Annotated in this window: 16 protein-coding genes and 1 tRNA gene; 9 read left to right on the top strand and 8 right to left on the bottom strand. The window is 62.0% G+C overall.

All coding sequences use genetic code 11. From position 1 onward, the window contains the following. Positions 1–11 precede the first annotated feature (11 nt). The 5 genes from A6M56_RS21700 to tssH form a co-directional block, all read right to left on the bottom strand. Positions 12–3,161, bottom strand: coding sequence for a type VI secretion system Vgr family protein (locus tag A6M56_RS21700; RefSeq protein ID WP_102080308.1), 3,150 nt, complete (start codon positions 3,159–3,161; stop codon positions 12–14). Positions 3,162–3,268: 107 nt separating this feature from the next. After that, positions 3,269–3,754, bottom strand: coding sequence for an Hcp family type VI secretion system effector (locus A6M56_RS21695; protein WP_102080309.1), 486 nt, complete (start codon positions 3,752–3,754; stop codon positions 3,269–3,271). A gap of 125 nt (positions 3,755–3,879) precedes the next feature. Then, complete coding sequence (tssC, locus tag A6M56_RS21690) at positions 3,880–5,385, bottom strand: type VI secretion system contractile sheath large subunit (protein WP_180964267.1); 1,506 nt, start codon at positions 5,383–5,385, stop codon at positions 3,880–3,882. Between the two features lie 49 nt (positions 5,386–5,434). Further along, positions 5,435–5,974 (bottom strand): type VI secretion system contractile sheath small subunit, encoded by a 540-nt coding sequence (gene tssB / locus A6M56_RS21685; RefSeq protein ID WP_102080310.1) that lies wholly within the window; start codon positions 5,972–5,974, stop codon positions 5,435–5,437. 47 nt (positions 5,975–6,021) lie between these two features. Further along, on the bottom strand, positions 6,022–8,727 hold the full coding sequence (gene tssH / locus A6M56_RS21680) for a type VI secretion system ATPase TssH (protein ID WP_102080311.1): 2,706 nt from the start codon (positions 8,725–8,727) through the stop codon (positions 6,022–6,024). A 439-nt stretch (positions 8,728–9,166) separates the two neighbouring features. Between tssH and A6M56_RS21675 the strand changes: the two genes are divergently transcribed. The 9 genes from A6M56_RS21675 (at position 9,167) to tssA (ending at position 20,044) form a co-directional block, all read left to right on the top strand. Further along, positions 9,167–9,748 carry a TagK domain-containing protein gene (locus A6M56_RS21675; RefSeq protein ID WP_145997206.1) on the top strand — a complete coding sequence of 194 codons (582 nt, stop codon included), beginning with the start codon at positions 9,167–9,169 and terminating at the stop codon, positions 9,746–9,748. After that, positions 9,738–10,574: a type VI secretion system accessory protein TagJ gene (locus A6M56_RS21670; RefSeq protein ID WP_102080313.1), complete on the top strand. Its 837-nt coding sequence runs from the start codon at positions 9,738–9,740 to the stop codon at positions 10,572–10,574. Before A6M56_RS21675 ends, A6M56_RS21670 begins: the two co-directional genes overlap by 11 nt. Continuing rightward, the gene (gene tssE / locus A6M56_RS21665; RefSeq protein WP_102080314.1) at positions 10,567–11,088 is read left to right on the top strand and encodes a type VI secretion system baseplate subunit TssE; all 522 of its coding nucleotides are present in this window, start codon (positions 10,567–10,569) and stop codon (positions 11,086–11,088) included. The genes A6M56_RS21670 and tssE overlap by 8 nt, the downstream gene beginning before the upstream one ends. A 4-nt stretch (positions 11,089–11,092) precedes the next feature. After that, the gene (locus tag A6M56_RS21660; RefSeq protein WP_102080315.1) at positions 11,093–14,920 is read left to right on the top strand and encodes a type VI secretion system Vgr family protein; all 3,828 of its coding nucleotides are present in this window, start codon (positions 11,093–11,095) and stop codon (positions 14,918–14,920) included. Beyond that, positions 14,880–15,725: a hypothetical protein gene (locus A6M56_RS21655; protein WP_145997207.1), complete on the top strand. Its 846-nt coding sequence runs from the start codon at positions 14,880–14,882 to the stop codon at positions 15,723–15,725. The genes A6M56_RS21660 and A6M56_RS21655 overlap by 41 nt, the downstream gene beginning before the upstream one ends. 112 nt (positions 15,726–15,837) lie before the next feature. Then, entirely contained in the window at positions 15,838–15,972 is a 135-nt protein-coding gene (locus A6M56_RS21650; protein WP_257984067.1) for a hypothetical protein, read from the top strand. Positions 15,973–15,976: 4 nt separating this feature from the next. Then, the gene (tssF, locus tag A6M56_RS21645) at positions 15,977–17,857 is read left to right on the top strand and encodes a type VI secretion system baseplate subunit TssF (protein WP_102080317.1); all 1,881 of its coding nucleotides are present in this window, start codon (positions 15,977–15,979) and stop codon (positions 17,855–17,857) included. 2 nt (positions 17,858–17,859) lie between these two features. Next, the gene (tssG, locus tag A6M56_RS21640) at positions 17,860–18,903 is read left to right on the top strand and encodes a type VI secretion system baseplate subunit TssG (protein ID WP_102080318.1); all 1,044 of its coding nucleotides are present in this window, start codon (positions 17,860–17,862) and stop codon (positions 18,901–18,903) included. 55 nt (positions 18,904–18,958) lie between these two features. Further along, the gene (tssA, locus tag A6M56_RS21635) at positions 18,959–20,044 is read left to right on the top strand and encodes a type VI secretion system protein TssA (protein ID WP_102080319.1); all 1,086 of its coding nucleotides are present in this window, start codon (positions 18,959–18,961) and stop codon (positions 20,042–20,044) included. A gap of 540 nt (positions 20,045–20,584) precedes the next feature. Here tssA and A6M56_RS21630 read toward each other — a convergent pair. The 3 genes from A6M56_RS21630 to A6M56_RS21620 form a co-directional block, all read right to left on the bottom strand. Then, positions 20,585–20,660, bottom strand: a tRNA-Ala gene (locus tag A6M56_RS21630). A 47-nt stretch (positions 20,661–20,707) separates the two neighbouring features. Then, positions 20,708–22,423 (bottom strand): thiosulfohydrolase SoxB, encoded by a 1,716-nt coding sequence (gene soxB / locus A6M56_RS21625; protein ID WP_102080388.1) that lies wholly within the window; start codon positions 22,421–22,423, stop codon positions 20,708–20,710. Beyond that, complete coding sequence (locus tag A6M56_RS21620; RefSeq protein ID WP_102080389.1) at positions 22,420–22,932, bottom strand: TlpA family protein disulfide reductase; 513 nt, start codon at positions 22,930–22,932, stop codon at positions 22,420–22,422. The genes soxB and A6M56_RS21620 overlap by 4 nt, the downstream gene beginning before the upstream one ends. Positions 22,933–22,936 lie beyond the last annotated feature (4 nt).

The following is a 22,936-nucleotide window of genomic DNA, read 5'->3' as shown; positions in this document are numbered from 1 at the left end:
AGGCTTGATTTCTAGACATTGATGACTCCGCTCTTACCGTTGCCAGGGACAACTTGAATCGGCACCGCGATTGCGCCACGAGGTGGGTTAGGTACCGCGTGACCTTCATCGCCTTTATAGATGTACCCACCGCTGATAAGCAGCTCGATCTTCATCGAGGGGTCCGCTTTCGGCAGCTTCAACACGACTGAGCCAATGGGCGAAGAATTGTCTTTCGGCCAAACGCCAGCTTCGTTGTCCAAGCCCAGCGGAGTACTCGGCCCTTCGATGCCGTTAATGCGAAGCGAGGCCGAGGCAAAGAAATGCGCCTTACCTATTCTTCCGGCGCTGGTGTAGCCCATCGCACTCAACCAAATGGACTCTTCCGCACCGCCGCTCTTCACTGCGAGCCCCCCCTTGAGATTGAACGCGCCATTCATGCCAACACCTTCCACAAACAAGTAGGCCCATTGGTTGATCTGATAGCTTTGCTGCGCAAGCTGATAGCGATACTCGCGGCCCTCCTGCCCAGCACCATTTCCCCCCACCAGCGCCGCCTTCACCATGCCTGACACCGAGCCAGTCGATTGGCGCTCGCCGAATTTGACTGCCAACACGTCAGTCGTCTCGGACTCATGCAACTCGGTTTCTCCAAGAACATTGGTGACGCCCTTGATGACGCTGCCGTCCTTCTTGGTGATTTCGTATGCGCGGTTGGCAACCGGCTTGTTGTCTGCGGGCCGGATCAGTCGGAACTTACGGCCGACATCCCCTGAGTCAAACTGCGGCAGCGCCCCATTAAGCCCCTGCGGCCCCGGCACATCAAAATTCCCCGTATGCAGATGGATGAGCGTGGGCCCAAAGGCCTCGACCTTGCCGTCGGCGATGCGAATGCCTGCATCGCCACTCATGAGGGTGATGCCCGTCTTGGCATTGAGCAGGATCGTGCCGTCCGTGGCGGTGACGACCACATCCTGCTTGGCGTTGGCAGTGATGCTCTTCTGCTGCGCTTGCAGCACGAGTTGCCCTTGATGGGCAATGCCCTTCCACTCACCGCTATGCGCAAACAGGCTGATGCCGGTGCCGGCGTTGACGAGGTATTGCTGCCCTGCCGTTTGTTGCTGGTTCAGTTTGGAGACGGTGTCGATGTGCTGGCCGGCATAGCTGGTCAGGCTCTTGGGTGTGGCCAAGGCGATACCGGCCGGCGCGTAGGCGCCTAGCAGGGGCTGGCCACCCTGCCCCTGCGCGTCCTTGTGGTTGTTGGCGCCGGCATCCCACTCCTCAATGGCTTTCGTGAGGGTGGATTGCGGGTCGGCGTCGGTTTTCAGGGCTTCATGTTGGCTGCTGTAGTCGCCCAGGGATTTGGCGGCTTCGAGCGCGGCTTCCATGCAGCGGATGAACTCTTGCCGGTCGAGGTGGCCGCCCACGGCGGCAACCTGCCCTTCGGTGGTGAGGAACAAGCCCTTGGCACCCCGGATGGCACCCTGGCCATCGGTGCGCAGATCAAAGCCTTCACCGCGTGGGTCTTTGCGCCCAGGGTTGCCGGGCACGCCGGTCAGATAGCCAAGGTTGAGTTGGCTAGTTTGGTGGTCGGACGACAACTGCGCTTGAATCTGACCCTGCGTGTCGTCCATCAGCAGGTGGTTACGCCGCTTACCGAACAGTTCCTTGCTGGCAATGCCGGATAGCGCATGCTGGCCGGGAAGCTGCCACGGAGGCAGATTCAGTTGGTTCGGCACCCGCCCAATGATGATGGGCGTGTTCGGGTCGCCGTTGAGGTAGTCAACGAGCACTTCCTGCCCGATGCGCGGGACGTGCATGGCGCCGAACTGGTCGCCTGACCAGCCGTTGGCGACGCGAATCCACGGTGAGGAGTTTTCGTTGTATTGGCCGTAGCGGTCCCACTCAAATTGAACCTTTACGCAGCCGAAGTCGTTGGTCCAGACCTCTTGGTTCTCGGGGCCGGTGACGACGGCGCGCTGGATGCCTTTGACACGCGGCTTTGCGGTGGTCAACGGCGGGCGGAAGACTTCATCCGTGGGGTGGGCTTCGAAGCGGACGTGGCAGGCATAGCGCTGAGTGCTGCCGGATTGAATGCCGACGTCTTCGAGCTGGAATTCGGTGCTGACGATGAGGAATTCGCGGTTGAGGTCGTCCTTGTCGTGGTTGGCGATCTGGTAGGTGTTGCCTGCGGCAATGCCGCGCAGTGCGCCGGCACCACGCACGCGGCGGCCTTTGGCACGGCGCTCTTCCATGCGGATGCGGGCGCGCTGGCTGCCGATGTCTCGGCTGGTGTAGACGCCGGGTTCGTATTCGTAGCGTTCAAACTCGGAGAACCGTGTGTCGCGCGGGAGGCTGTCGTCGGTGGTGAGATCGGCCTTGGGCTGGCGCGGGTCGTAGTCTTTGAGGGTGATCTTGCCGGTGCGCAGGCGGTTGATGGGTTCGAAGCGTGTGAGGTGTTCTTCGTCAACCCTGAAGCCCTGCGGGTAGATCGGCAGGGTGTGGTACGCGGCGCTGGGGAATTTGCGCCAGGCGCCGGATTCGGAGACGAGGACGAGGCGGTGGTGGCCGCCGTCGTGTTCGAAGAAGTAGGTGATGCCCCATTCTTCGGTCAGGCGTTGGATGAAGTGGGCGTCGGTTTCGCCGTGCTGGACTTCCCATTCGAGTTTGGGGAAGACGCTTTCATCGAGGCGTTTGTCGACGCTGAAGGTGTATTCACTCAGGACTTCATCGAGGATGTCGATGACGGACTTGTTCTGGAACGATTTGTAGTCGGCGGTCTGGCTGGCGAGCCAGAGCCACGGGCGCAGGGTGTAGCGGTAAAGGCGGTTGTCGCTCACGCCGCCGATTTGTTCGACGGCGGTAATGACGCCGGTGATTTGGCGCTCGCCGGTGCCAACACCACCCGTCAGGCCGGTGCCGATGCCGTCCAACTCAATCGTCAGCGTCATCTCCAGACCGATGGCGTCGTCCAGGTCGGCTTCGAGCATGGCTTGCGCGGCAGCCAGAGAGACGGGGCGCAGGTCGACCGTGTAGGTGAACAGTTCGCTCAGGGCTTCGCGGCCACTCACGCGCACGAAATCCAATTGCGGCTGTCCCAACAGCTCGGGGATTGCTGCACTCGTGGCTTTGACTGTGCGGTGGCTGCCCATCAGGTTGGCGACTTGCTCTGCTGCACCCATTGTTTCCTACCCTCTTTCGAACACATCAACAGCACTTTGACGTGCGGTGGTTTTCTGCTGCGCATGGGATCGCCCATCCATCAATGACGACGGACGGGCGAGGTTCATCAAGCTTCCTTGTTACCCTTGATGTCGTAGCCAGCCGTCACAGCGCCGCCGCTGCCACCCTGGGCGTTCTGCACGACGTACTCTTGCTTGACCTTGGCAAACGACAGCGACACGGTTTCGCGCGAGCGCACCTTGTCGTCGTTGGAACCGCCCGGCGCCACTTGCGTCACGATCACATCGCTCATCGTGATCTTCAGAAATTCCAGCGGGTTGCCGCCAGCCTCGCGCACCACCAGCGTGGCCTGATCGATGTGCTTGCCCGTCAGGCAGTACTTCATCAGGTTGGGCGATGCACGGTCGATGTGGTGCTCGAAGGTCAGGTCCGACACGGTGGCCTTGCCGGCGCCGCCGCCGCTGCCCGAGTGCATGGTCGAGAGCTGCTCGATCTTCCAGCTCCAGTTCAGCACTTCCACTTCGTTCTTGTGCGATGCGTCTTGCGACTCACCGTCGATACCATTGATCTTCAGGAAGATGTCCTGTGCCATTGCAAAGCTCCTTGGTTTTCAGTGGGACTACAAACAAAAAGCCGAAACAGTCCCCACGGGCTAGCCGGTAACGAGCCCGCGGGGTGCTGCCTTGGTTCGCTCGGGTTAGATTGGGACGGTCAGACTCAAGCCGCTTCCTTGACCGACGGCAGGCGCGCCACCAGGCGCAGCGAGACGGTCAAGCCTTCCAGTTGGAAGTGCGGACGCAGGAAGAACTTGGCGCTGTAGAAGCCCGGGTTGCCTTCCTGCTCTTCCACCACCACTTCAGCGGCAGCCAGCGGGCGGCGTGCCTTGGTGTCTTGCGAGGAGTTGGCCGGGTCGGCATCCACGTAGTTCATGATCCATTCGTTCAACCAGCGCTGCATGTCTTCGCGCTCCTTGAACGCGCCGATCTTGTCGCGCACGATGCACTTCAGGTAATGCGCGAAGCGCGAGCAGGCAAACAGGTACGGCAGGCGTGCCGACAGGTTGGCGTTGGCTGTGGCATCGGCGTCGTAGTACTCGGCCGGCTTTTGCAGCGACTGCGCACCAATGAAGGCGGCGTAGTTGGTGTTCTTGCGATGCACCAGCGAGATGAAACCGTTTTTCGAGAGTTCGGCTTCGCGGCGGTCGGAAATGGCAATCTCGGTCGGGCACTTCATGTCGATACCGCCGTCGTCCGTCGGGAAGGTGTGGCATGGCAGGTTTTCCACCACGCCGCCACTCTCCACGCCGCGGATCAGCGTGCACCAACCGTATTGCTTGAACGAGCGGTTGATGTTGACGGCCATAGCGTAGGCCGCATTGCTCCACACGTACTTTCGGTGGTCAGCGCCATCCGTGTCTTCTTCAAAGTCGAAGGCATCGACCGGGTTGGTGTTGATGCCATACGGCAGGCGCGACAGGAAGCGCGGCATGGCCAGGCCGACGTAGCGGGCGTCTTCCGAGTTGCGCAGCGCGTTCCACGGTGCGTATTCCAAGTTCTGGAAGATCTTGGACAGATCGCGCGGGTTGGCCAACTCTTGCCACGAATTCATCTGCAGCACGGACGGCGAAGCGCCGGCGATGAACGGGGCATGGGCAGCGGCCGAGATCTTGGCCAGCGAGCCCAGCAACTCCACATCGGGCGGGGTGTGGTCGAAGTAGTAGTCGGCCACCAGGCAGCCGTACGGCTCGCCGCCCAGTTGGCCGTATTCCTCTTCGTAGATGCGCTTGAAGAACGGGCTTTGATCCCAGCCAATGCCCTTGTAGCGGCGCAGCGTGCGGCGTAGTTCTTCCTTGGATACGTCCATCATGCGGATGCGCAGCTTTTCATCCGTTTCGGTGTTCGACACCAGGTGATGCAGGCCACGCCAAGCCGATTCCAGCTTCTGGAAATCTTCGTGGTGCAGGATCAGGTTGATCTGCTCGGAGAGCTTCTTGTCGATCGCGCCGATGATGGCTTCGATGCTCTTGTAGGCATCGTCGCTCATGGTAAAGGTGCTGGCGAGCGCTTGCTCGGCCAGGGTGCGGACGGCCAAGTCGACGGCCTCGCGGGCCTGGTCGGTCTTGGGGGAAAACTCGCGGTTGATCAGCGACGCGAAATCGGATTGATTCGCCGACAGATCAGCCGTTGCGACGGTCTGTTGTTGACGTTGTTGTGCGGAAGCCATGGATTGCTCGCTCAAAGGTGGAATTCAGGAAGGCGCGAAACCGCGTGATTCAGGACTCGGCCGAGTCGGCATCCGACTGGGCGGGTGCGGCTTCGGGCTTCGGTGCCTTGGCCAGCGCTTGCAGCAGGGCCGGGTCTTGCAGCAGTTGGTTGATGAGCGACTCGGCGCCCGACTTGCCGTCCATGTAGGTCTGCAGGTTGGCCAGTTGCGTGCGGGCTTCGAGCAGTTGCTTGAGCGCGTCGACCTTGCCGGCCACGGCTGCCGGCGAAAAATCCTCAATGCTCTCGAAGGTCATGTCGACCATCAGTTGGCCTTCGCCCGTGAGCGTGTTGTTCACGGCGAATGCCACGCGCGGCTTCATGGCCTTCATGCGCTCGTCGAAGTTGTCGATGTCGATTTCGAGGAACTTGCGATCGGCCACCGGCGGCAACGGCTCGGCCGGCTTGCCCGACAGGTCGGCCAGCACGCCCATGACGAAGGGCAACTCGATGCGTTTTTCCGAGCCATAGACTTCGACGTCGTACTCGATCTGCACACGCGGCGCGCGGTTGCGCGCGATGAATTTCTGCGAACTGTTCACAACAGACATGAATCTCCCCAGTGGGTTACATGGAAGGGTTGAGGTGCCGCACGGCCTCAGGCCGGTTCGGCTGCGGGAATCGCCGGCATGGTGGTGCGGCCGGGAAGGTATTCGGGGTGGCAGGCCAGTTCGACGCTGTCGCCGTCGGCCAAGCGGATGTCGATGGCCAGCAGTTGGCGCTTTTCAGCCAGCGCACCCAACCAAAGCTTTGCGAGTTGCGGCTGGATGGCTTGCTCGATAAAGCTGATGAGCTGGCGGGCGCCGGTCTCGCCCACTGGGCAGCGCTCGACGATGTGCTTGACTACCGCTTCGTCATAGGTGAGCGCAATATCGTGCTGCTCGCGCATGCGCGTGACCACGCGATTGAGGTGCAACCGCACGATGCGACCGAGGTTCTCTGCTGCGAGCGGCAGGTACGGCACGACCACCAATCGACCCAGGAAGGCGGCCGGGAAGACCTTGCGCAACTCCGGTGTGAGCGCATCACGCAGCGCGGCCGGCTCGGGCATCAGTGTCGGGTCGTCGCACAGGCTGGTGATCAGGTCGGAACCCGCATTGCTGGTGAGCAGCAGAATGGTGTTCTTGAAATCGATGTGGCGCCCCTCCCCGTCTTCCATGTAGCCCTTGTCAAAGACCTGGTAGAAGACTTCGTGCACGTCAGGGTGGGCTTTCTCGACCTCATCGAGCAGCACGACGCTGTAGGGGCGGCGGCGCACGGCTTCCGTCAGCACACCGCCCTCGCCATAGCCGACGTAGCCCGGTGGCGCACCCTTGAGCGTGGAGACGGTGTGCGACTCCTGGAATTCGGAGAGGTTGATTGTGATGAGGTTCTGCTCGCCACCGTAGAGCGCGTCGGCCAGTGCCAGCGCAGTCTCGGTCTTGCCGACACCGGAGGGGCCAACCAGCAAGAACACGCCCACTGGCTTGTTCGGATCGGTCAATTGCGCGCGGGCGGTCTGAATGCGTTCACACAGCTGAACCAAGGCATGGTCCTGGCCGATGACGCGAGCACCCAGCGTTTGCGGGAGCGTCATCACGGTCACGACCTCGTCGGCCACCATGCGGGTGACAGGGATGCCCGTCCAATCTGCCACGACGGCGGCAACAACGGCTTCGTCCACTTCGGTATACAGAAGCGGTGTTTCGCCTTGAGCGGATGCCAGTTCCGATTCCAACGCCAGCAGCGCTGTTCGCGCTGACGCCTCCGCGGCCGCTTCCGACGACTCGACAACGGCGCGACGTTGCGCAAGCACGCCGGTTGCGAGCGCGGCTTCCTGCTGCCAGCGTGCTTCGGCTTGGGCGAGTTCCGCCTTGATCTCGCGAACCGTGTTCTCCACGTCTGCGACGCGGCGGTTGTCCTGTCTGCCGAAGGCGGCTTCCTTGGCCAGCAGTACGGCCTCGGCCTCGACGGCAGCCAGGCGGTGGCGTTGCAGTTCAACGGCAGCGGGTGGCGCGTGCAGTGAGAGGGCCACGCGCGCGCAGGCGGTGTCGAGCAGACTGATGGCCTTGTCCGGCAACTGGCGCGAGGTGATGTAGCGGTGCGAGAGCTTGACGACGGCGCGCACGGCTTCATCGCGGATCAGCACACCGTGGTGCGTCTCGAAGGTCTCCACCAGGCCGCGCACCATGGTCACGGCGCTGGCTTCCTGCGGCTCCATGACTTGCAGAACCTGAAAGCGACGCGTGAGGGCGGGGTCTTTCTCAATATGGCGCTTGTACTCGCTCCACGTCGTGGCGCCGATCGTGCGCAGCGCACCGCGTGCGAGCGCCGGCTTGAGCAGGTTGGCCGCGTCGCCCGTGCCAGCTTGACCGCCCGCACCAACGAGCGTGTGGACTTCGTCCACAAACAGGATGATTGGCTTGGGAGATTTGGCGGCTTCTTCCAGTACGCCTTTGAGGCGGGCCTCGAACTCGCCCTTCATGCTGGCACCGGCCAGCAGTGCGCCGACATCCAGACTCAGCAGGCGCACATCGGCGAGGCTCGGTGGGACTTCGCCGGAAGCGATGGCTTGCGCCAGGCCCTCGACCACGGCGGTCTTGCCGACACCGGCTTCGCCTGTGATCAGTGGATTGTTCTGACGGCGGCGCAGCAGGATGTCGGTCATGGTGCGGATTTCGTGCTCGCGGCCGATGACGGGATCGAGACGGCCTGCGCGGGCGTCTTCCGTCAAGTCTCGGCAGTACTGGGCCAAGGCGCTCTTGCCCGACGTACCCGAAGCCATGGCGTTGCTGGCTTCGCCAGGAATGGCGGGCGCAAGGCCACTGCCGTCGTAGGCACCCTCAATGGTCTCTGGAGACTGAGCAATCAGCGCAGGAATACTCTCCACCAACTCGTCCGCACGGACCTTGGCGAATTGCGTCGAGATACCGAGCGCCGTGCGGCGAAGTTCCGGTGTCTTGAGCAGCGCGGTCAGCAGGTAGGCACCGCGCACGCGGTCATCTGCGAACGCCAAGGTGGCGTAGACCCAGGCACGCTCGACGGCGGATTCGATCTGGAAGGAGAAGTCGGTGATGGACGTGGCGCCGGCAGGCAGGGCTGACAACGCGCGGGTCAGGTCGGCCTCCAGTACCTGCATATCTACGCCAGCGTGGCGCAGCACACGCTGGACGTCGCCGTCAGGGGCCTGAAGCAACTGATGCAGCCAGTGCACCAGTTCGACATACGGGTTGCCGCGCAGCTTGCAAAAGGCCGTGGCGCTCTCAATCGCCTTGAAAAGCGTCGGATTCAACCGACCAAACAAGGCCTGACGTGAAATGTCCATGCGTTTTTCTTGGTAAGTCCGACTGCATCGCAGTGCAGCGGAATGAATCACTTCCTTTATTTAGGTTATTGGACACAATGAAAACAAAGCAACCGAATGGATACTCTAAAAATTGGCACAACAATTTACCATCAATGGTTCGCCACAAATCCCGAATAGCCATGATCGGCGCCAGCGGAAAACACTAGGAAAGTTCCTATCAAAAACCCCGCATTCGGCGCAAAAATCACAATAATTTGCACATATGGCAACAGAATTCGTTGACTAATAATTCAAAGCTCATACGGATCAGCAAATGATGAGAAGAATTCTATACAAGACACCAATAGAGCTTAATTCTGATATCAAAAAACAGAAGATGATATTTTTTAGTATTTCTTCCTTCAGTGGTTTTCGTCTATGATCGGCGCCGTTTTTCTGAGAAAAAGTGGGCGTGGACATGAGCAACCAGCAACGCCATCCTTCAGCGGGTGGGATCCTCGACGACCTGGTGCCAACGAGTGAGGCTCGGCTCTGCGAGCCAGGTGCGAATGACCCGTTCTCGATCCTGCGCCCCCATTGGGCGACGCCTCTTCCTGCTGTGACTGATGCGGCGACCGAATCCACCGACGTTCTGGATCTGCTGAGCCGCGAAGCCGACGCTGTGCTGCGCAACCCGGAGCTCGCGAATGCCAACTGGCATCTGGCCTCGCCCAAAGGCGAGCTTGAGCAGCCTGCTGGCCACACGGATGACCCAATGGCAGCGGGCGCATCCGCCAAAGACGCGAGCCTGCAGGACCTGCTGGCGCGCCCGGCACGAATCGAAAGTCTGATCGGCGGGCCCGACTCCCTCGACACCCCCTTGTTTGCGGCGCCCGCGATGCCGGACGTACTGCATCTCTTTGCAGGCGACATTCCCATACCCGAACGACGTGGCATCACGGCGGCACTGACCAAGCGCGAGCATCACCTAGTGTCGATGGATAGCGCCTATCACCCCGCCCCGGCACAACCACAGGAGCCGAAATCCCATGACGACTGATACTTCGCTCTTGGAGCCTGCCTCAACATCCGGTCTAGCTGCGGCTTTGCAGCACAGTGGTTCGGTTGCCCAGGCGCTGCAGAATGCGGAGGTGCGCGTGCGTCAGCAACCAGGGGCGTTTGATGAGCGCTGGCAGTTGTTCCAATGGCTGTGCGTGATGGGGGATTGGCCGCGCGCGCTCAAGCAGTTGCAGGTGGCGACGCAGTTGATGCCGGACTTTGCGCAGACGGCGCACGTCTACCGGGACTTGATCCGGGCCGAGGTGTTTCGGTCTGATGTCATCAAAGGTGCGCGTGAGCCGGGGGCGTTGTTGCCATCGCCAGACTGGATGACACCGCTGCGCAATGCGCTTGCGCTCGCGGAGGCGGGTGATTTGAACGGCGCGGATCACTGTCGCCAGCAAGCGTTCTCCGAGGTAGCGGAAAGTCGTGGCGCGCTGGACGGGACGCGGTTTGACTGGATCACAGACAGTGACACGCGCTTCGGCCCGACCTGCGAGATCTTGTCGGGCGGGCGCTACGCTTGGCTGCCGTTTGCGCAGATGCGCAAACTGGAGATGGGGCCGGTGGCTGGTTTGCTGGATCTGGTCTGGCGCTCCGCAACGCTCACGCTGACGGATGGTACGGTTTGCCGAGGCTTCACGCCCGCGCGCTACCCCGGCTCCGAACACGGTGGTGATGCGCTCAAACTGGCGCGCGAGACGCATTGGTCGGAGGTTGGCCAGACCGGCGTCGTGGCACTGGGTCAGAAGACTTGGATGACGAGTGTCGGCGACGTTGGACTGCTGGATGTGTCGACGCTGACCTTGAGCGACGCCGATGAGTGAGCATCGCGCGCCCCGGCGCCCCAATACACAACTGCTGCCGACGCTGTTTGACCGGCTGCGCGACGACGCGCCGCTGCGTCAGACGGAAGCCCCCACGGAATACACGATGACGCGCACGCAGATGCGCGAGATCATTCAGCGCGACCTGACCTACCTGCTCAATACCACCAACCGCGAAGACGAGATCGACCGGCTCCAGTACCCAGAGGCCGCCGCATCGGCCATCAACTACGGGGTGCCGCCGGTGGCCGGTTCGTATATGTCAGGGCACAAGTGGGCTGACATCGTCAAGATCGTCCGGCGGGCGATTCTGGATTTTGAGCCGCGGCTCATCCCCGGGTCGCTGGAGGTCAACTCCCTGCGCAAGGAAGATGCCCCGATGCGCTACAACATGCTGGTTTTCGAGATCAGTGGGCTGATCCACATGGACCCGTACCCGATGGCGTTTACCGCACAAAGCTCGCTCGACCTGGAAACAGGTCGGATGAACGTTCGCTCCATTCACGCCAACTGACACCATGGATTTTCGACAAGAAGGTAGCCACCGCACAGTCAAAGCCACCAGTGCAGCAATCCCCGAGTTGCTGGGGCAGCCGCAACTGGAGTTCGTGCGCGTGAGTGGCCGCGAAGCCCTGAGCGAGTTGTTCACCTACACGGTCGACCTGCGCCCCGTCTCTCTGGCTGCCGCGCAAGCCATGCTCGAAACCGACCTGGACGACGCCATCGGCCTGGAAATGACGTTGACGATTGAGCTGGACGGCATCGGCACCGGCCTATTGGGTGGGGTTGGTGCCGGCCAACGCCAAATCACCGGTGTGATTTCCAGCGTCGAACAAATCGGCGGCATCTCCGACAACCGCCTCTACCGGTTCACCCTGCGCCCCTGGCTGTGGCTCGCCAGCCAAACCGCCGACTACAAAGCCTTCCAGAACAAAAGCGTCATCGACATCCTCGATGAAGTCCTGAGTGAATACACCTTCAGCGTCGACAAGCGCCTGGACGAGAGCGCTTTCCCCAAACTCGAATGGGAAGTCCAGCACGGCGAAACGGATTTCGCCTTCCTCCAACGCCTCACCGAAGAATGGGGCATCACCTACTTCTTCGAACATGACGGCGGCCACCACCGCCTCGTCCTCGTGTCCGAATCCGGTGCCTGGCGCAAATTCCCCAGCGCCGCGTATCACACCCTGCCCATCTACCCGCAGGGCTTCAAGGTCGACGAAGAACACCTCACACGCTTCGAGCCCATCAACCGCCTGCGCACCGGCCGCGTCACCCTCAAAGACTACGACCCGCGCCAGCCCAAGGCCGATCTCACCACCGGCGACAGCCTCCCGCGCGACACACGGTTCTCCGAGTTCGAACGCTACGAATACGAACCCGGCAGCTACACGAACCGAGACACAGGCAACCAACGCGCCCGCATCCGCATGGAAGAGCGCCGCGCCAAAGGCCGCCGCGTGCGTGGTGCCGGCGCACTGCGCGGCATTGCCGCAGGCAACACCTACCAGATCGCCAACCACGACAAGGACGACCTCAACCGCGAATTCCTCGTCGTCAGCACCGAATTTCAACTCGAAGACATCGCCATCCAGTCCGGCAGCACCCAACGCTACGCCTGCCACGTCCGCTTTGAAGCGCACCCGACAGATGAAGTCTTCCGTCCGCCGCTGACCACCGAAAAGCCGCGCGTCAGGGGCATCCAACGCGCAGTCGTCACCGGTCCCGAGAACCAGCAGGTCTGGACCAACGACTTCGGTTGCGTCAAAGTCCAATTCGAGTGGGACCGCTACGGCCAATACAACGAAAACTCCTCACCGTGGATTCGCGTCGCCAACGGCTGGTCAGGCGACCAGTTCGGCGCCATGCACGTCCCGCGCATCGGGCAGGAAGTGCTCGTTGACTACCTCAACGGTGACCCGAACACGCCCATCATCATTGGGCGGGTGCCGAACCAGTTGAACCTGCCGCCATGGGCACTGCCCGGTCAGCATGCTCTCAGTGGCATCGCCAGCAAGGAACTGTTCGGCAGCAGGCGCAACCATCTGTTGATGGACGACACGCAGGGCCAGATCCAGGCCCAACTGTCATCCGACCACCAGACCAGCCAACTCACCCTCGGCTATCTGACCGGCGTACCCGGCAACCCGGGGCGCAAAGACCCACGTGGTGAAGGCTTTGACCTGCGCACCGATGGGCACGGCGCAATTCGTGGCGGCAATGGCCTGTTTTGCACCACCGAAGAACAGAAGTGCGCCGACGGCGGCCACCTCACGCGCGACGGATTCATCCGCGAGATGCAAGCCGCCCTCGAAGCCGCCAAAGCGCTGGGCGACTACAGCGGCCAGCACGAAGCAGGCAAGGTCGATACCGGCCCGCAATCCCAACTCACACAAGCCATCGAAGACTGGGATGCCGGCACCAACACCCACAAGGGCAAACCGGGCCAGGGCAGGCAACCCATCATCGGCGCCTACGCCCCCGCGGGCATCGCCTTCGCCAGCCCCAAGAGCCTGACCAGCTACGCCGGGCTGCACATCGACGCGGTTGCCAAGTTCAACCAGCAACACACCGCAGGGCAGCAATACCTCGTCAACGCCGGCACCGGCATCAGCCTGTTCGCCCACAGCGGTGAGTGGAAAGGCATTGCCCACCAAGGCAACCTCACCTTACAAGCCCAGCAGAAGAGCATCACTTTCAACGCAAAACAGGATGCGGTCATCACCGCCACGGACGGCACCATCCTGTACAACGCCAAGACCGGCATCACCCTCATGAGCGGCAATGCAGGGATTCGGATTGCAGACGGGAAAGTCGAGTTCTTTGGGCCAACCCAAGTGCACCTGCACACCGACAACTTCGATGTGCCGCAGCCCAAATCCATCCGGCAAGCCCTGCCGCAGATGCTCAGCGGAGACTTCAGCCAAGCCGAGCAATTCGTACTGGTCGAACACCACAGCGGCCTGCGGCTGACACAACAACGCTACCGCATCACCCTCGACGGCGGCCGCGTCGTCGAAGGCACCACCAACGACCACGGAGAAACCGAACTCGTCACCAGCGACGCCTTTGAAATTGCCCAGATCGAAATCCTGCGCAATGCCGAGCCAGACAGCGTGATCGCGGTACAGACCAACACGATCAGCAGAAATGCCGACGCGGTGTCGGTCGTATCCGAGAAGCGCGAGCCGAAGCGGCCCCCGCGCAATGTTGGCGGCAAGCCCACACCGAAGGACACCGATGACCCGACCACCCAGGGGCGCAACGCCCTCTACGCCAAGTGCGAGCCGTACGCCTTCGGCATGCGCTTGGCTGAGCCCGAAACCAAGGGGCCGCACAAGTACCGTTACCCCGTCGCCCAGCGATACACCGATGACATGCAAGCGCTGCTGAGCTTGGGGATTGAGTGGCCGCAGATTCCGGGGCAGACGCAGCCGTATGTGAACTTCAATCGGGAACAGTTGCGGGGCAGGGCCAAGCCTACGGGGTTGAAGATGTCGTGGCCGATGGATAAAGGCATGGAAAGAGACTTTATCGACGCGATCACGCCAGTGGTGGAAGCTGCCTTGCAGGCCACGGCGTTTGGGTTGCCGCCGGGGATTCCGAAGAAAGGCGGTGCCATGCCTGTGATTGAATTCTTCAATGAAGAAGACAAGAGAAAATATCCCGCAACGAGTGGGCGGCGCACTGTCGGCGTGCAGTCTCCCAAGCCTTGGCGATTGGCCCTGAACCCAGAGGTCATCCGGGAGATTTGCATGACCGATCAGCATGAAACCGATCGCGACAAGAAACTTGCCGAACTGGCCGCGACGATTTACCACGAGGTCCGGCATGTGCAGCAGGCTTTCTGGATACTGGCCATGGCCTTGCAGTTTCCAAGGGATTATCCGGAGCTGAGGCTGATGCAAACGTATTTTCCGGAGGTCTTCGAGTCCGATGTGGTCAAGGTCATCAAGACCGCTCCCGTGCCAGATGAGCCTACAGCCCGGATCGCGCTTAAGCGCATGGTGATCGGGTACTACTACTGGGTCCTGGAGCTAAAGATTGATCTCTTGAAGAAACAGCCCAATGCCCAGCAGGACCTCGCGGCTTATGAAGCCGAATTCGAGCGCTGTGGGCAGCAAGCAGAACAACTCCTTTCTGAAGTTGGCCGAAATGGACGCCCCATTGACTACAAAAAAATCCCCTACGACCCGGGCTATTACCTGCGCCCGTGGGAAGACGATGGCTTCGCCTGCGACTTCTTGGTTACGCAGATGTGGAAGAGCTTTGCTCTGCCTGAACCTGATCGCTGCAATGCCAGTTATGACTTCCGCCCAGGAGACCAACGCGATGCAAGCCTGTAGAGCCGGTTCCCCCCCCGTGTGCGGCGAACCGCTGCTGCATGAACCTGATCCCGAGAACTTGAATCACCTGACACCTGATCAGGTGGAGTTGTATCTCAAGTTGGCGGAAACAGCGGTCAGGCTGGTGCGTGATGACATCCCGTTTGAGAAGGTGCGGGAGATGTTTGGGGAACAGATACACTACTCTGCTCATTACAATGAATACACTTTTGTTCGGCCAGAGTTGAAAGAGGTCTTTTTTAATATCGGTATGGTTCACGAAGGCCGCGGCGCTACCGGTTCCGTCGATAGCGTCAACATCGAAGTCAGACACCGCCTAGTCGGCATCGATAAAAAGGTTCTGGAAAAACGCCTCGAACTGACACGTCCTAAAGACTACGTATCCATCAATCTGATGCGTCAATGGTGGGTCGATTTTATGTATGAAACCGGCAATGACTTGGTGTCCTGCTACCCCACCCGGGTGTACTTGAATTACTTCAAGGACGAGGGCTACAGCACGCTTGACCCACGCACAGAGAGCGAAGCCAAGTATCTGGGGAAAATTTATATCTCACGGTTTTACCTTACCCCCGAAGAAAAACTCAAATACGCCCAACGCATCCCCCAATGTCGCAGCCGCGAGCCAGCCCCGCGCTCGGGCCTGTGGAGGCCCAGCATCCCGCACGACGTGCCCTATGCGGACTACTTCAAACGGTACGAACTTGTCAGCATGCGGTTGACTCAAGGCCAGCCGATGTACTCCGTTGGCCTTGGGCGGCCAGCAGACGAGGCACGGGTGTTGTGGACTTGGGTGGGGGAGTGAGCACCGCACGGTGTGAGCCGAAATGGACGCCCAATTGAGCACAAACAAATCCCAATAATGCTGGCTATTGAAGAAACAATGCAGGCTAGTGCTCCGCAAGGAAGATGCCCCGATGCGCTACAACATGCTGGTTTTCGAGATCAGCAGGCTGATCCACATGGACCTGTACCCGATGGCATTTAGCGCGCAAAGCTCGCTCGACCTGGAAACCGGCCGGATGAACGTCCGCTCCATTCACGCCAACTGACACCATGGACCCGCAACTGCTGGATTACTACAACCGCGAGCTCGTCTACATGCGCGAACTGGCGGGGGAATTCGCCAGGCAACACCCCAAGGTGGCACGACGCTTAGGGATGCACGGCATCGAGGTGGCCGACCCGTATGTGGAGCGGCTGATCGAGGCCTTCTGCTTTCAGTCGGCACGCACGCAGATCAAGCTGGATGCGGAGTTTCCGCGCTTCACGCAGCGTTTGCTGGAGGTCATCTATCCGAACTACGTCGCTCCGACCCCGGCCTTTGCCGTGGCGCAGTTCCACCCGAGCTATCAAGAAGGTGGATTGATGCGTGGCATGGCGGTGCCGCGCGGCACGATGTTGCTCGCCCGCGCGCCGGCGGGTGAGGCCACGCAGTGCGAATTCCGCACGACGCAACCCCTGTCGCTGTGGCCAATCGAGATTGCAGAGGCACGCTTGACCGGTATTCCGCCCGACATTCAGGGGCTGGAGCGCTATGTGCCGCCATATGTGACCATCCAAGGCGCGCTCCGCCTTCGGCTGCGACTTCATGGCGATGGCACCTTCTCTCAGTTGGACGGTTTGGATACGCTGCCGATCCACCTGTGCGGCAACGACCAGATTGCGTCCCACCTGTTCGAACTGCTGCACAGTGCGGGCTGTGCCGTCCTGATTGGCAAGCCGGGCGCCATGGGTGAGCGGCCACATGCCGTCACAGCTAACGCAGTTAGCCATGTCGGCATGGCTCCCGACGAAAGTGCCCTGCCGCTGGACTGGAACAAGTTCCACGGCCACAACCTAGTGCACGAGTACTTTGCGTGCCCGCAGCGCTTCTATTTCTTCGGGCTCAACGGCTTGGCGCCCGGCTTGCGCAGAATCAACGGACGGGAAGTCGAGCTGGTCGTACTGCTATCCAAGTCTCCGCAAGCACTGGTCAGCCAAGTGGATGCCGGGCAGTTTGCGCTCTTCTGCACGCCGGTGGTCAACCTTTTTCCGATGCGTACGGACCGGATGGAGATTCAGCCCGGGCGCGCGGAGTTTCACTTGGTCGCAAACCGGCGTCGCCCGCTGGACTACGAGATTTTTTCGGTCCAGACGCTCTCGGGGCAGGCGCACGAACATGCTGCGGCCGTCGAGTTCCGGCCCCTCTTTGCGACGCTCAATCGGCATGAAGGCAACCACGGGCGGTACTTTTCGGTGCGGCGCGAGCGGCGGCTGGCTTCTGACCAGGCTCGCAAGTACGGAACCCGGACGGCGTACACCGGCACGGAGGTCTTCGTCTCGCTCGTGGATCAGAACGAAGCGCCCTATCCGAACGATTTGCGGTATCTCTCGGTCGATGCGATGGCAACCAATCGGGACTTGCCCAATCTGGTGCCGCGCAATGGAATCAACGACCTGCGTTCACCGGATTCGATTCCGGTGGCCGGTGTCGGGTTGATCCGGCCACCGTCTGCGCCGCGTGCACCGTTTGCCGAAGGTGAGATGGCTTGGCGGTTGATCCGCCAGCTGGGATTCAACTATCTGTCGCTGACCGACCTGGACCATCGCGAAGGCGGACAGGGGCTGCGGGACATGCTGCGCCTGTTCGTGGCCAGTGATGACGCAGCGCAATTGCGCCAGATCGACAGCCTGATTGGCTCCAAGGTCAAGCCGGTCACCCGGCGGCTGCCGGGCAGCGGCCCGATCATCTACGGCCGCGGCGTGCAGTGTCAGTTGACGGTGGACGAGACGGGGTTCTCGGGTATCAGCCCGTATCTCTTTGGGGTGGTGCTGGAGCACTTCCTGACCCGGCATGTGTCGGTGAATTCGTTCACGGAGACGGAACTGGATTCGATTCAGCGTGGGCGTGTGCATCGCTGGCCGGTGCGCATGGGCACGCGGAGCACGGTGTAGCCATGTACCGAGGCCTTGACGACAACGCGCCGCCGGCAACGGGCTCACCATCCATGGACGCGATGCCAGCTTCGGAACACGCGCCGTGGCGGCTGAGCTTCTTGGGCTTGTTACGGCAACTGGCGGCGCATCGCCCAGACCTGCCGCCGATTGGTCGGGCCAGCCGGCCGCAGGACGAGCATTTCCGGATTGGCCAACAGGCGTCCTTGACGTTTGCGCCGCGCGAGATTGCACAGCTGCGGCAAGTGCAGGGCAAGCTCAAAATCCAGCTGTTCGGGCTGGGCATGCTGGGGCCGAACGGTGCCTTGCCGCTCCACTTCACGGAGATCGTACGGGAGCGCACGGAAGCGCATCGTGACAGCACCACGGCGGACTTCCTGGATCTGTTCCACCACCGGGCGCTGACGCAGTTTTATCAGGCATGGGCGCGTTCACAATCCACGGCTGGGCTGGATCGCCCGGATGCCGAGGTGTTCTCGCGCTATGTCGCGTGGCTGGCCGGATCCGATACAGACGAGATTGCAAGAAGCCCGTTACCACCGCACGCGCGGTTGGCTGCCAGCGCACACCACGTGCGCGAATCGCGCAGCCCCGACGGCATTGCCGCCACGCTGGCCCATTTCTTTGGCGTGCCGGTGCGCCCCGAGGAGTTTGTGCTGCACTGGATTGCGGTTGACCCGGAAGAGCTTTCTCAGTTGGGGCATCCGGGCGCGCCCAGCATGATGGGGCAAGGCGCCATGCTGGGCGAGATGGTACCGGATCGGCAGCACAAGTTTCGGCTGGTCATCGGGCCATTGAGTCTGCAGCAGTATCTGAACTTCACGCCCAATGGACGCGACTTGCCGGTGCTGATCGAGTGGGTGCGCTCGTTCGTTGGCTACGAGTTCGTGTGGGAGGTGGAGTTGCAGGTGATTCCTGACTCGGCGCCGCCAGCCGTGCTCGGCTCATCGGAACGCCTGGGGTGGTCGACCTGGCTGGGCGAGCCTGACCGCAGCCGTGCCATTACGGGCATGGTGTTTGAGCCGGAGCAGTACGCGAAGCACTGACCTCCAAAAACAACCACGTTGCCCTATCACGGCAGCTACTTCGATCATTCCCGGCATGCTCTTCAATAAAGCAAAGTCCAAAACTGCACAGATTGCACCGGCCAGCTACGCTGCCCTCGCCTTCCCGGAGCTATTGGAGCCCATCTCCGAAGCAGAGCCCTGTGGCAAGGACTTGGAGTACGACACGGAGTTTGTCCTTCTGCAAGCGAGTGCATCCCCAGGTGGCGGTGCGCAATACGGCGAGTTCGTCAGCACGCCAGAAGCCATCAATTGGAGTGATGTCGAGCGCGACTGCCGTCGTCTGTTGCTGCGCACGCGCGACATACGCATTCTGGTGCTGCTGTTGCGCAGCCGCGTCCGGCAGGATGACGCGGCCGGATTACGTGACGGCCTCGCAATCCTGGCACAACTCCTGATGCAATGGCCAGATGCCATTCACCCCCAATTCATTGTGGACGGTGAACCGGACCCCGCCGTGCGCGCCAACGCATTGGCAGCGCTGACCGATCCGCAAGGGCTGCTGCAAGACATACGCGAACTGGCCATCACCCCCAAGGGGGCCATGCGCCTGCAGGTTCGGGATGTGGAGCGCGCATTGAAGGTACCGCGGATTGCCGACGCGTTGGCGCCCGAGTCGGTTTTGCAACAGCTTCAGGATTTGCGCAGGAAGCAAGATCCAACGATGCAGGCGTTTGAAGAGGCGCTCGGCTTTGCCGTGTCCATTGATGCATGGGCGCGTCAGTACCTTCCGCACGATCATCCGGAACTCACGCCACTGCTCAAGTTCCTGGGGCTTGTTGCCGACACCACCCCGCGATTGGCCGTAGTGTCACCACCCACGGAGCACAGCGAGCCGTTGCCCGCCGCAACGCTAGGTGAGCACGACACGGAGCCGAATGCTGGTGCGCCTCGCCAGTCGCTACAACTGCCATCTGAACACCAGCCACTGGACCGCCCTATGGACCGCGAGACTGTCCTTGACACCATCCGCAATGCGCGCGCTTGGTTCGAGACACATGAGCCAAGCAGCCCTGTTGCGCTACTTCTGAAGCAAGCCGAGCGGCTGACGGGCAAACCGTTTGGTGAGGTTTTCCAGGCGATTCCGGCAGACCTTGTGCAGCGATGGACGCAAGAGCATTGACGTAGTTTGCACAAGACCCAAAGAGGTCAATACAACGAAGGGGACATGGCGGAGATGCAACAACGAAGACATGGCAGCCGCCCAGCCCGTGTCTGGCAGCAATTAAGAGGGGCCTGGACAACAACCGCCCGCTTGGGTGGCACTGGAGCGGTTCGTTTGCAGCGCATGCGCTATCTCGGCGTTCTCGGCGTCCTGGGGCATCCGCTGCCAGCCACCAGGCCCGCACGCGTGAGTTCCTGCTCGGCCAATTGCCGGGCGGTAAAGGGCGCGGCCGGCATGAAGGAACGCTTCGGCGCATAGGGCTCGGCCAGATATGCGGCGGGCGACCGCCCGATGCCCGCAAACCCGCGCCAATACTGGAGACAGGGTCTTGACGCTCAAGACAGAAACAGAGAATAGAGAGGCCGATTTGGGCCGGGAAACCCGAAAATTGGGTTTTCAGCAGAGACGGCGCTCAAGACAGCGAACCCCGGAACCGCGCCAACACTGGCGTTCCGGGCAGCAAAAAGCCCAACGGAGAACCGTTGGGCTTCTAAAAAGTGGTGGACCGAAGGAGGATCGAACTCCCGACCTCCGCATTGCGAACGCGGCGCTCTCCCAGCTGAGCTATCGGCCCGTAGCCGCAAAGTTTATCCCAAATTCCCGGGGGGCTTCAATGGCGGGTCAACCCGCCCCGGTCTCCATGCCGGGGTTGCCGTCCACGCCCACGATGCGCGGCGTATTCAGCGGCCGGGCGGTCACTTCACGCTGGTCGCGCAGCCAGTCGGCGAGGACGTCCCACACGGGGCGGCCGCCGGCCTTGGGGGCTTCTGGCGACACGGCGGCCCAGCCGGCCACCTTGTAGCGGCGGTCTGCGTCGAGCGGTTTGTCGCCCAGGCGCATGTCGGTGATGCGGCGGCCCATCGGCCGGGTCGGGTCGATGGTGTAGCGCAGGCCGCCGGTGCGCACCATGTCGCCGCCCTGCTGGTAGTACGGGTCTGGGTTGAACAGGTTGTCGGCCACGTCTTCCAGCACGGTCTTGATGGTGGCGCCCGTCATCTCGGTGAGCGTGGTGGCCGGGTAGGTGATGGCGGTCTGGGCCATCAGCGCTTCCATGGTCAGGGCTTCGCCGGGCAGCAGCGTGGTGCCCCAGCGGAAGCCGGGCGAGAAGGCAATCTCGGCGCCCTGCGCGTGCATCAGGCCGTCGACGATGAGCTGGTCGAACGTGCCGTTGAAGTTGCCGCGCCGGTACAGCAGGCCGCGGTTGGTGGCGAGCGTTTCGCCCAGCTTGTCTTTGTACGGCGCGCGCACGCGGTCAATCAGCGCCGTCATGGCGGGGTCGGCCGGCAGCAGGTCGGCAAACACGGGCAGCAACGTGTAACGGATGTCGCGCACGGTGCCGCCGCGCACATCCAGATCGAGCACGCCGACAAACTTGCCGTTGGCGCCGGCGTTGGTGACCAGTGTCACGCCGCCCGGGTTGCTGACCTTGACGGGCGCGGGCACGGCATCGTGCGTATGCCCGCCCAGGATGGCGTCCAACCCGCGCACGCGCGAGGCGAGCTTCAGGTCGACATCCATGCCGTTGTGCGACAGCAGCACGACCACCTTGGCGCCCTTGCCGCGCGCCTCGTCAATCATCTTCTGCAGCCGTTCTTCCTGGATGCCGAAGGTCCAGTCGGGCGTGAAATCCGCCGGGTGCGCGATCGGCGTGTACGGAAACGCCTGCCCAATGATGGCGACCGGCACGCCGTTCAGTTCGCGCAGCACATATGGGTCGAACACCGGGTCACCAAAGTCAGCGGTCTGGATGTTCTGCGCGACAAAGGCGACCTTGTTCTTGAAATCGTGATCGACCACGTGGCGCACGCGGTCGGCGCCGTAGGTCATCTCCCAGTGCGGGGTCATGACGTCCACGCCCAGCGCGAGGGCCGCGTCGACCATGTCCTGGCCGTTCGTCCACAACGCGGTGGCGGAGCCCTGCCAGGTGTCGCCGCCATCCAGCAGCAGCGCATTCGGGCGCGTGGCGCGCAGCCGCTTGATGAGCGTGGCCAGGTGCGCGAAGCCGCCCATGCGGCCATAGCGGCGGGCGGCCTCGGCAAAGTCGAGCGCGGTGAAGGCGTGCGCGGCGCGCGAGCCCGGCGCAATGCCGTAACGCTTGAGCAGCGCGTGCCCGACCAGATGCGGCGGCTGCCCGGCCCATTGCGCCACGCCCAGGTTGACGCTGGGCTCGCGGTATTCAATGGGCAGCAACTGCGCGTGGCAGTCGGTGAAGTGCAGCAGGTGGACGTTGCCGAAGCGCGGCACGTCATAGCTGAACGTATCGGCGTGCGCGTCGGTCAGGCGCAGGCCGGCGGCTGCGGCAATCGCCAGGGCTTGAACGAATTCGCGACGGTTCATTGCTTGGGACTGTGTGCGTAGCGTGCGAGGTCCGCCACGTCGTCTTCCAGCATCTCGCCGACTTCCTTGCGCACCACGCGGCCCTTGGCGTCGAGCACGAGCAGTTCGGGCAGGCCCTTGCGCGGGCCGGTGGCGGCGCACAGCGCGTCGGTTTCCATCGTCACCGGAAAGGTGAGGCCGCGCTTGGCGACGTAGTCCTTCGCGAGCTGCGGGTTGGCGTCGATGCTGATGGTGAGGATGCGCAGGTCAGTGCCGCGCGTGGCGTCGTAGAGCTTTTGCAGGCGCGGGTTCTGCAGCGCGCAGAACGGGCACCACGACGCCCACGTGGCGATGATGACGGGGTGCCCGCGCCATGCATCGCCCGGCAAGCGCGTGCCGTCGAGCAACTGCACGTCGGGCAGCGCCACCACATCGCCCACTTCGACGGCCTGCGCATGATTGGCAAACTGCGCGGCGGCAAACACCGTCGCCGCTGCCGTCCACGTCAGGAACCGTCGAAGCGTACGCATGGCG

It is taken from the genome of Ralstonia sp. RL (genome assembly GCF_001683835.1).
In the GTDB taxonomy this organism is placed as follows: Bacteria; Pseudomonadota; Gammaproteobacteria; order Burkholderiales; family Burkholderiaceae; genus Ralstonia; species Ralstonia mannitolilytica.
Note: the sequence above shows the minus strand (reverse complement) of the source record. Positions and strands in the feature narration are given on the sequence as shown.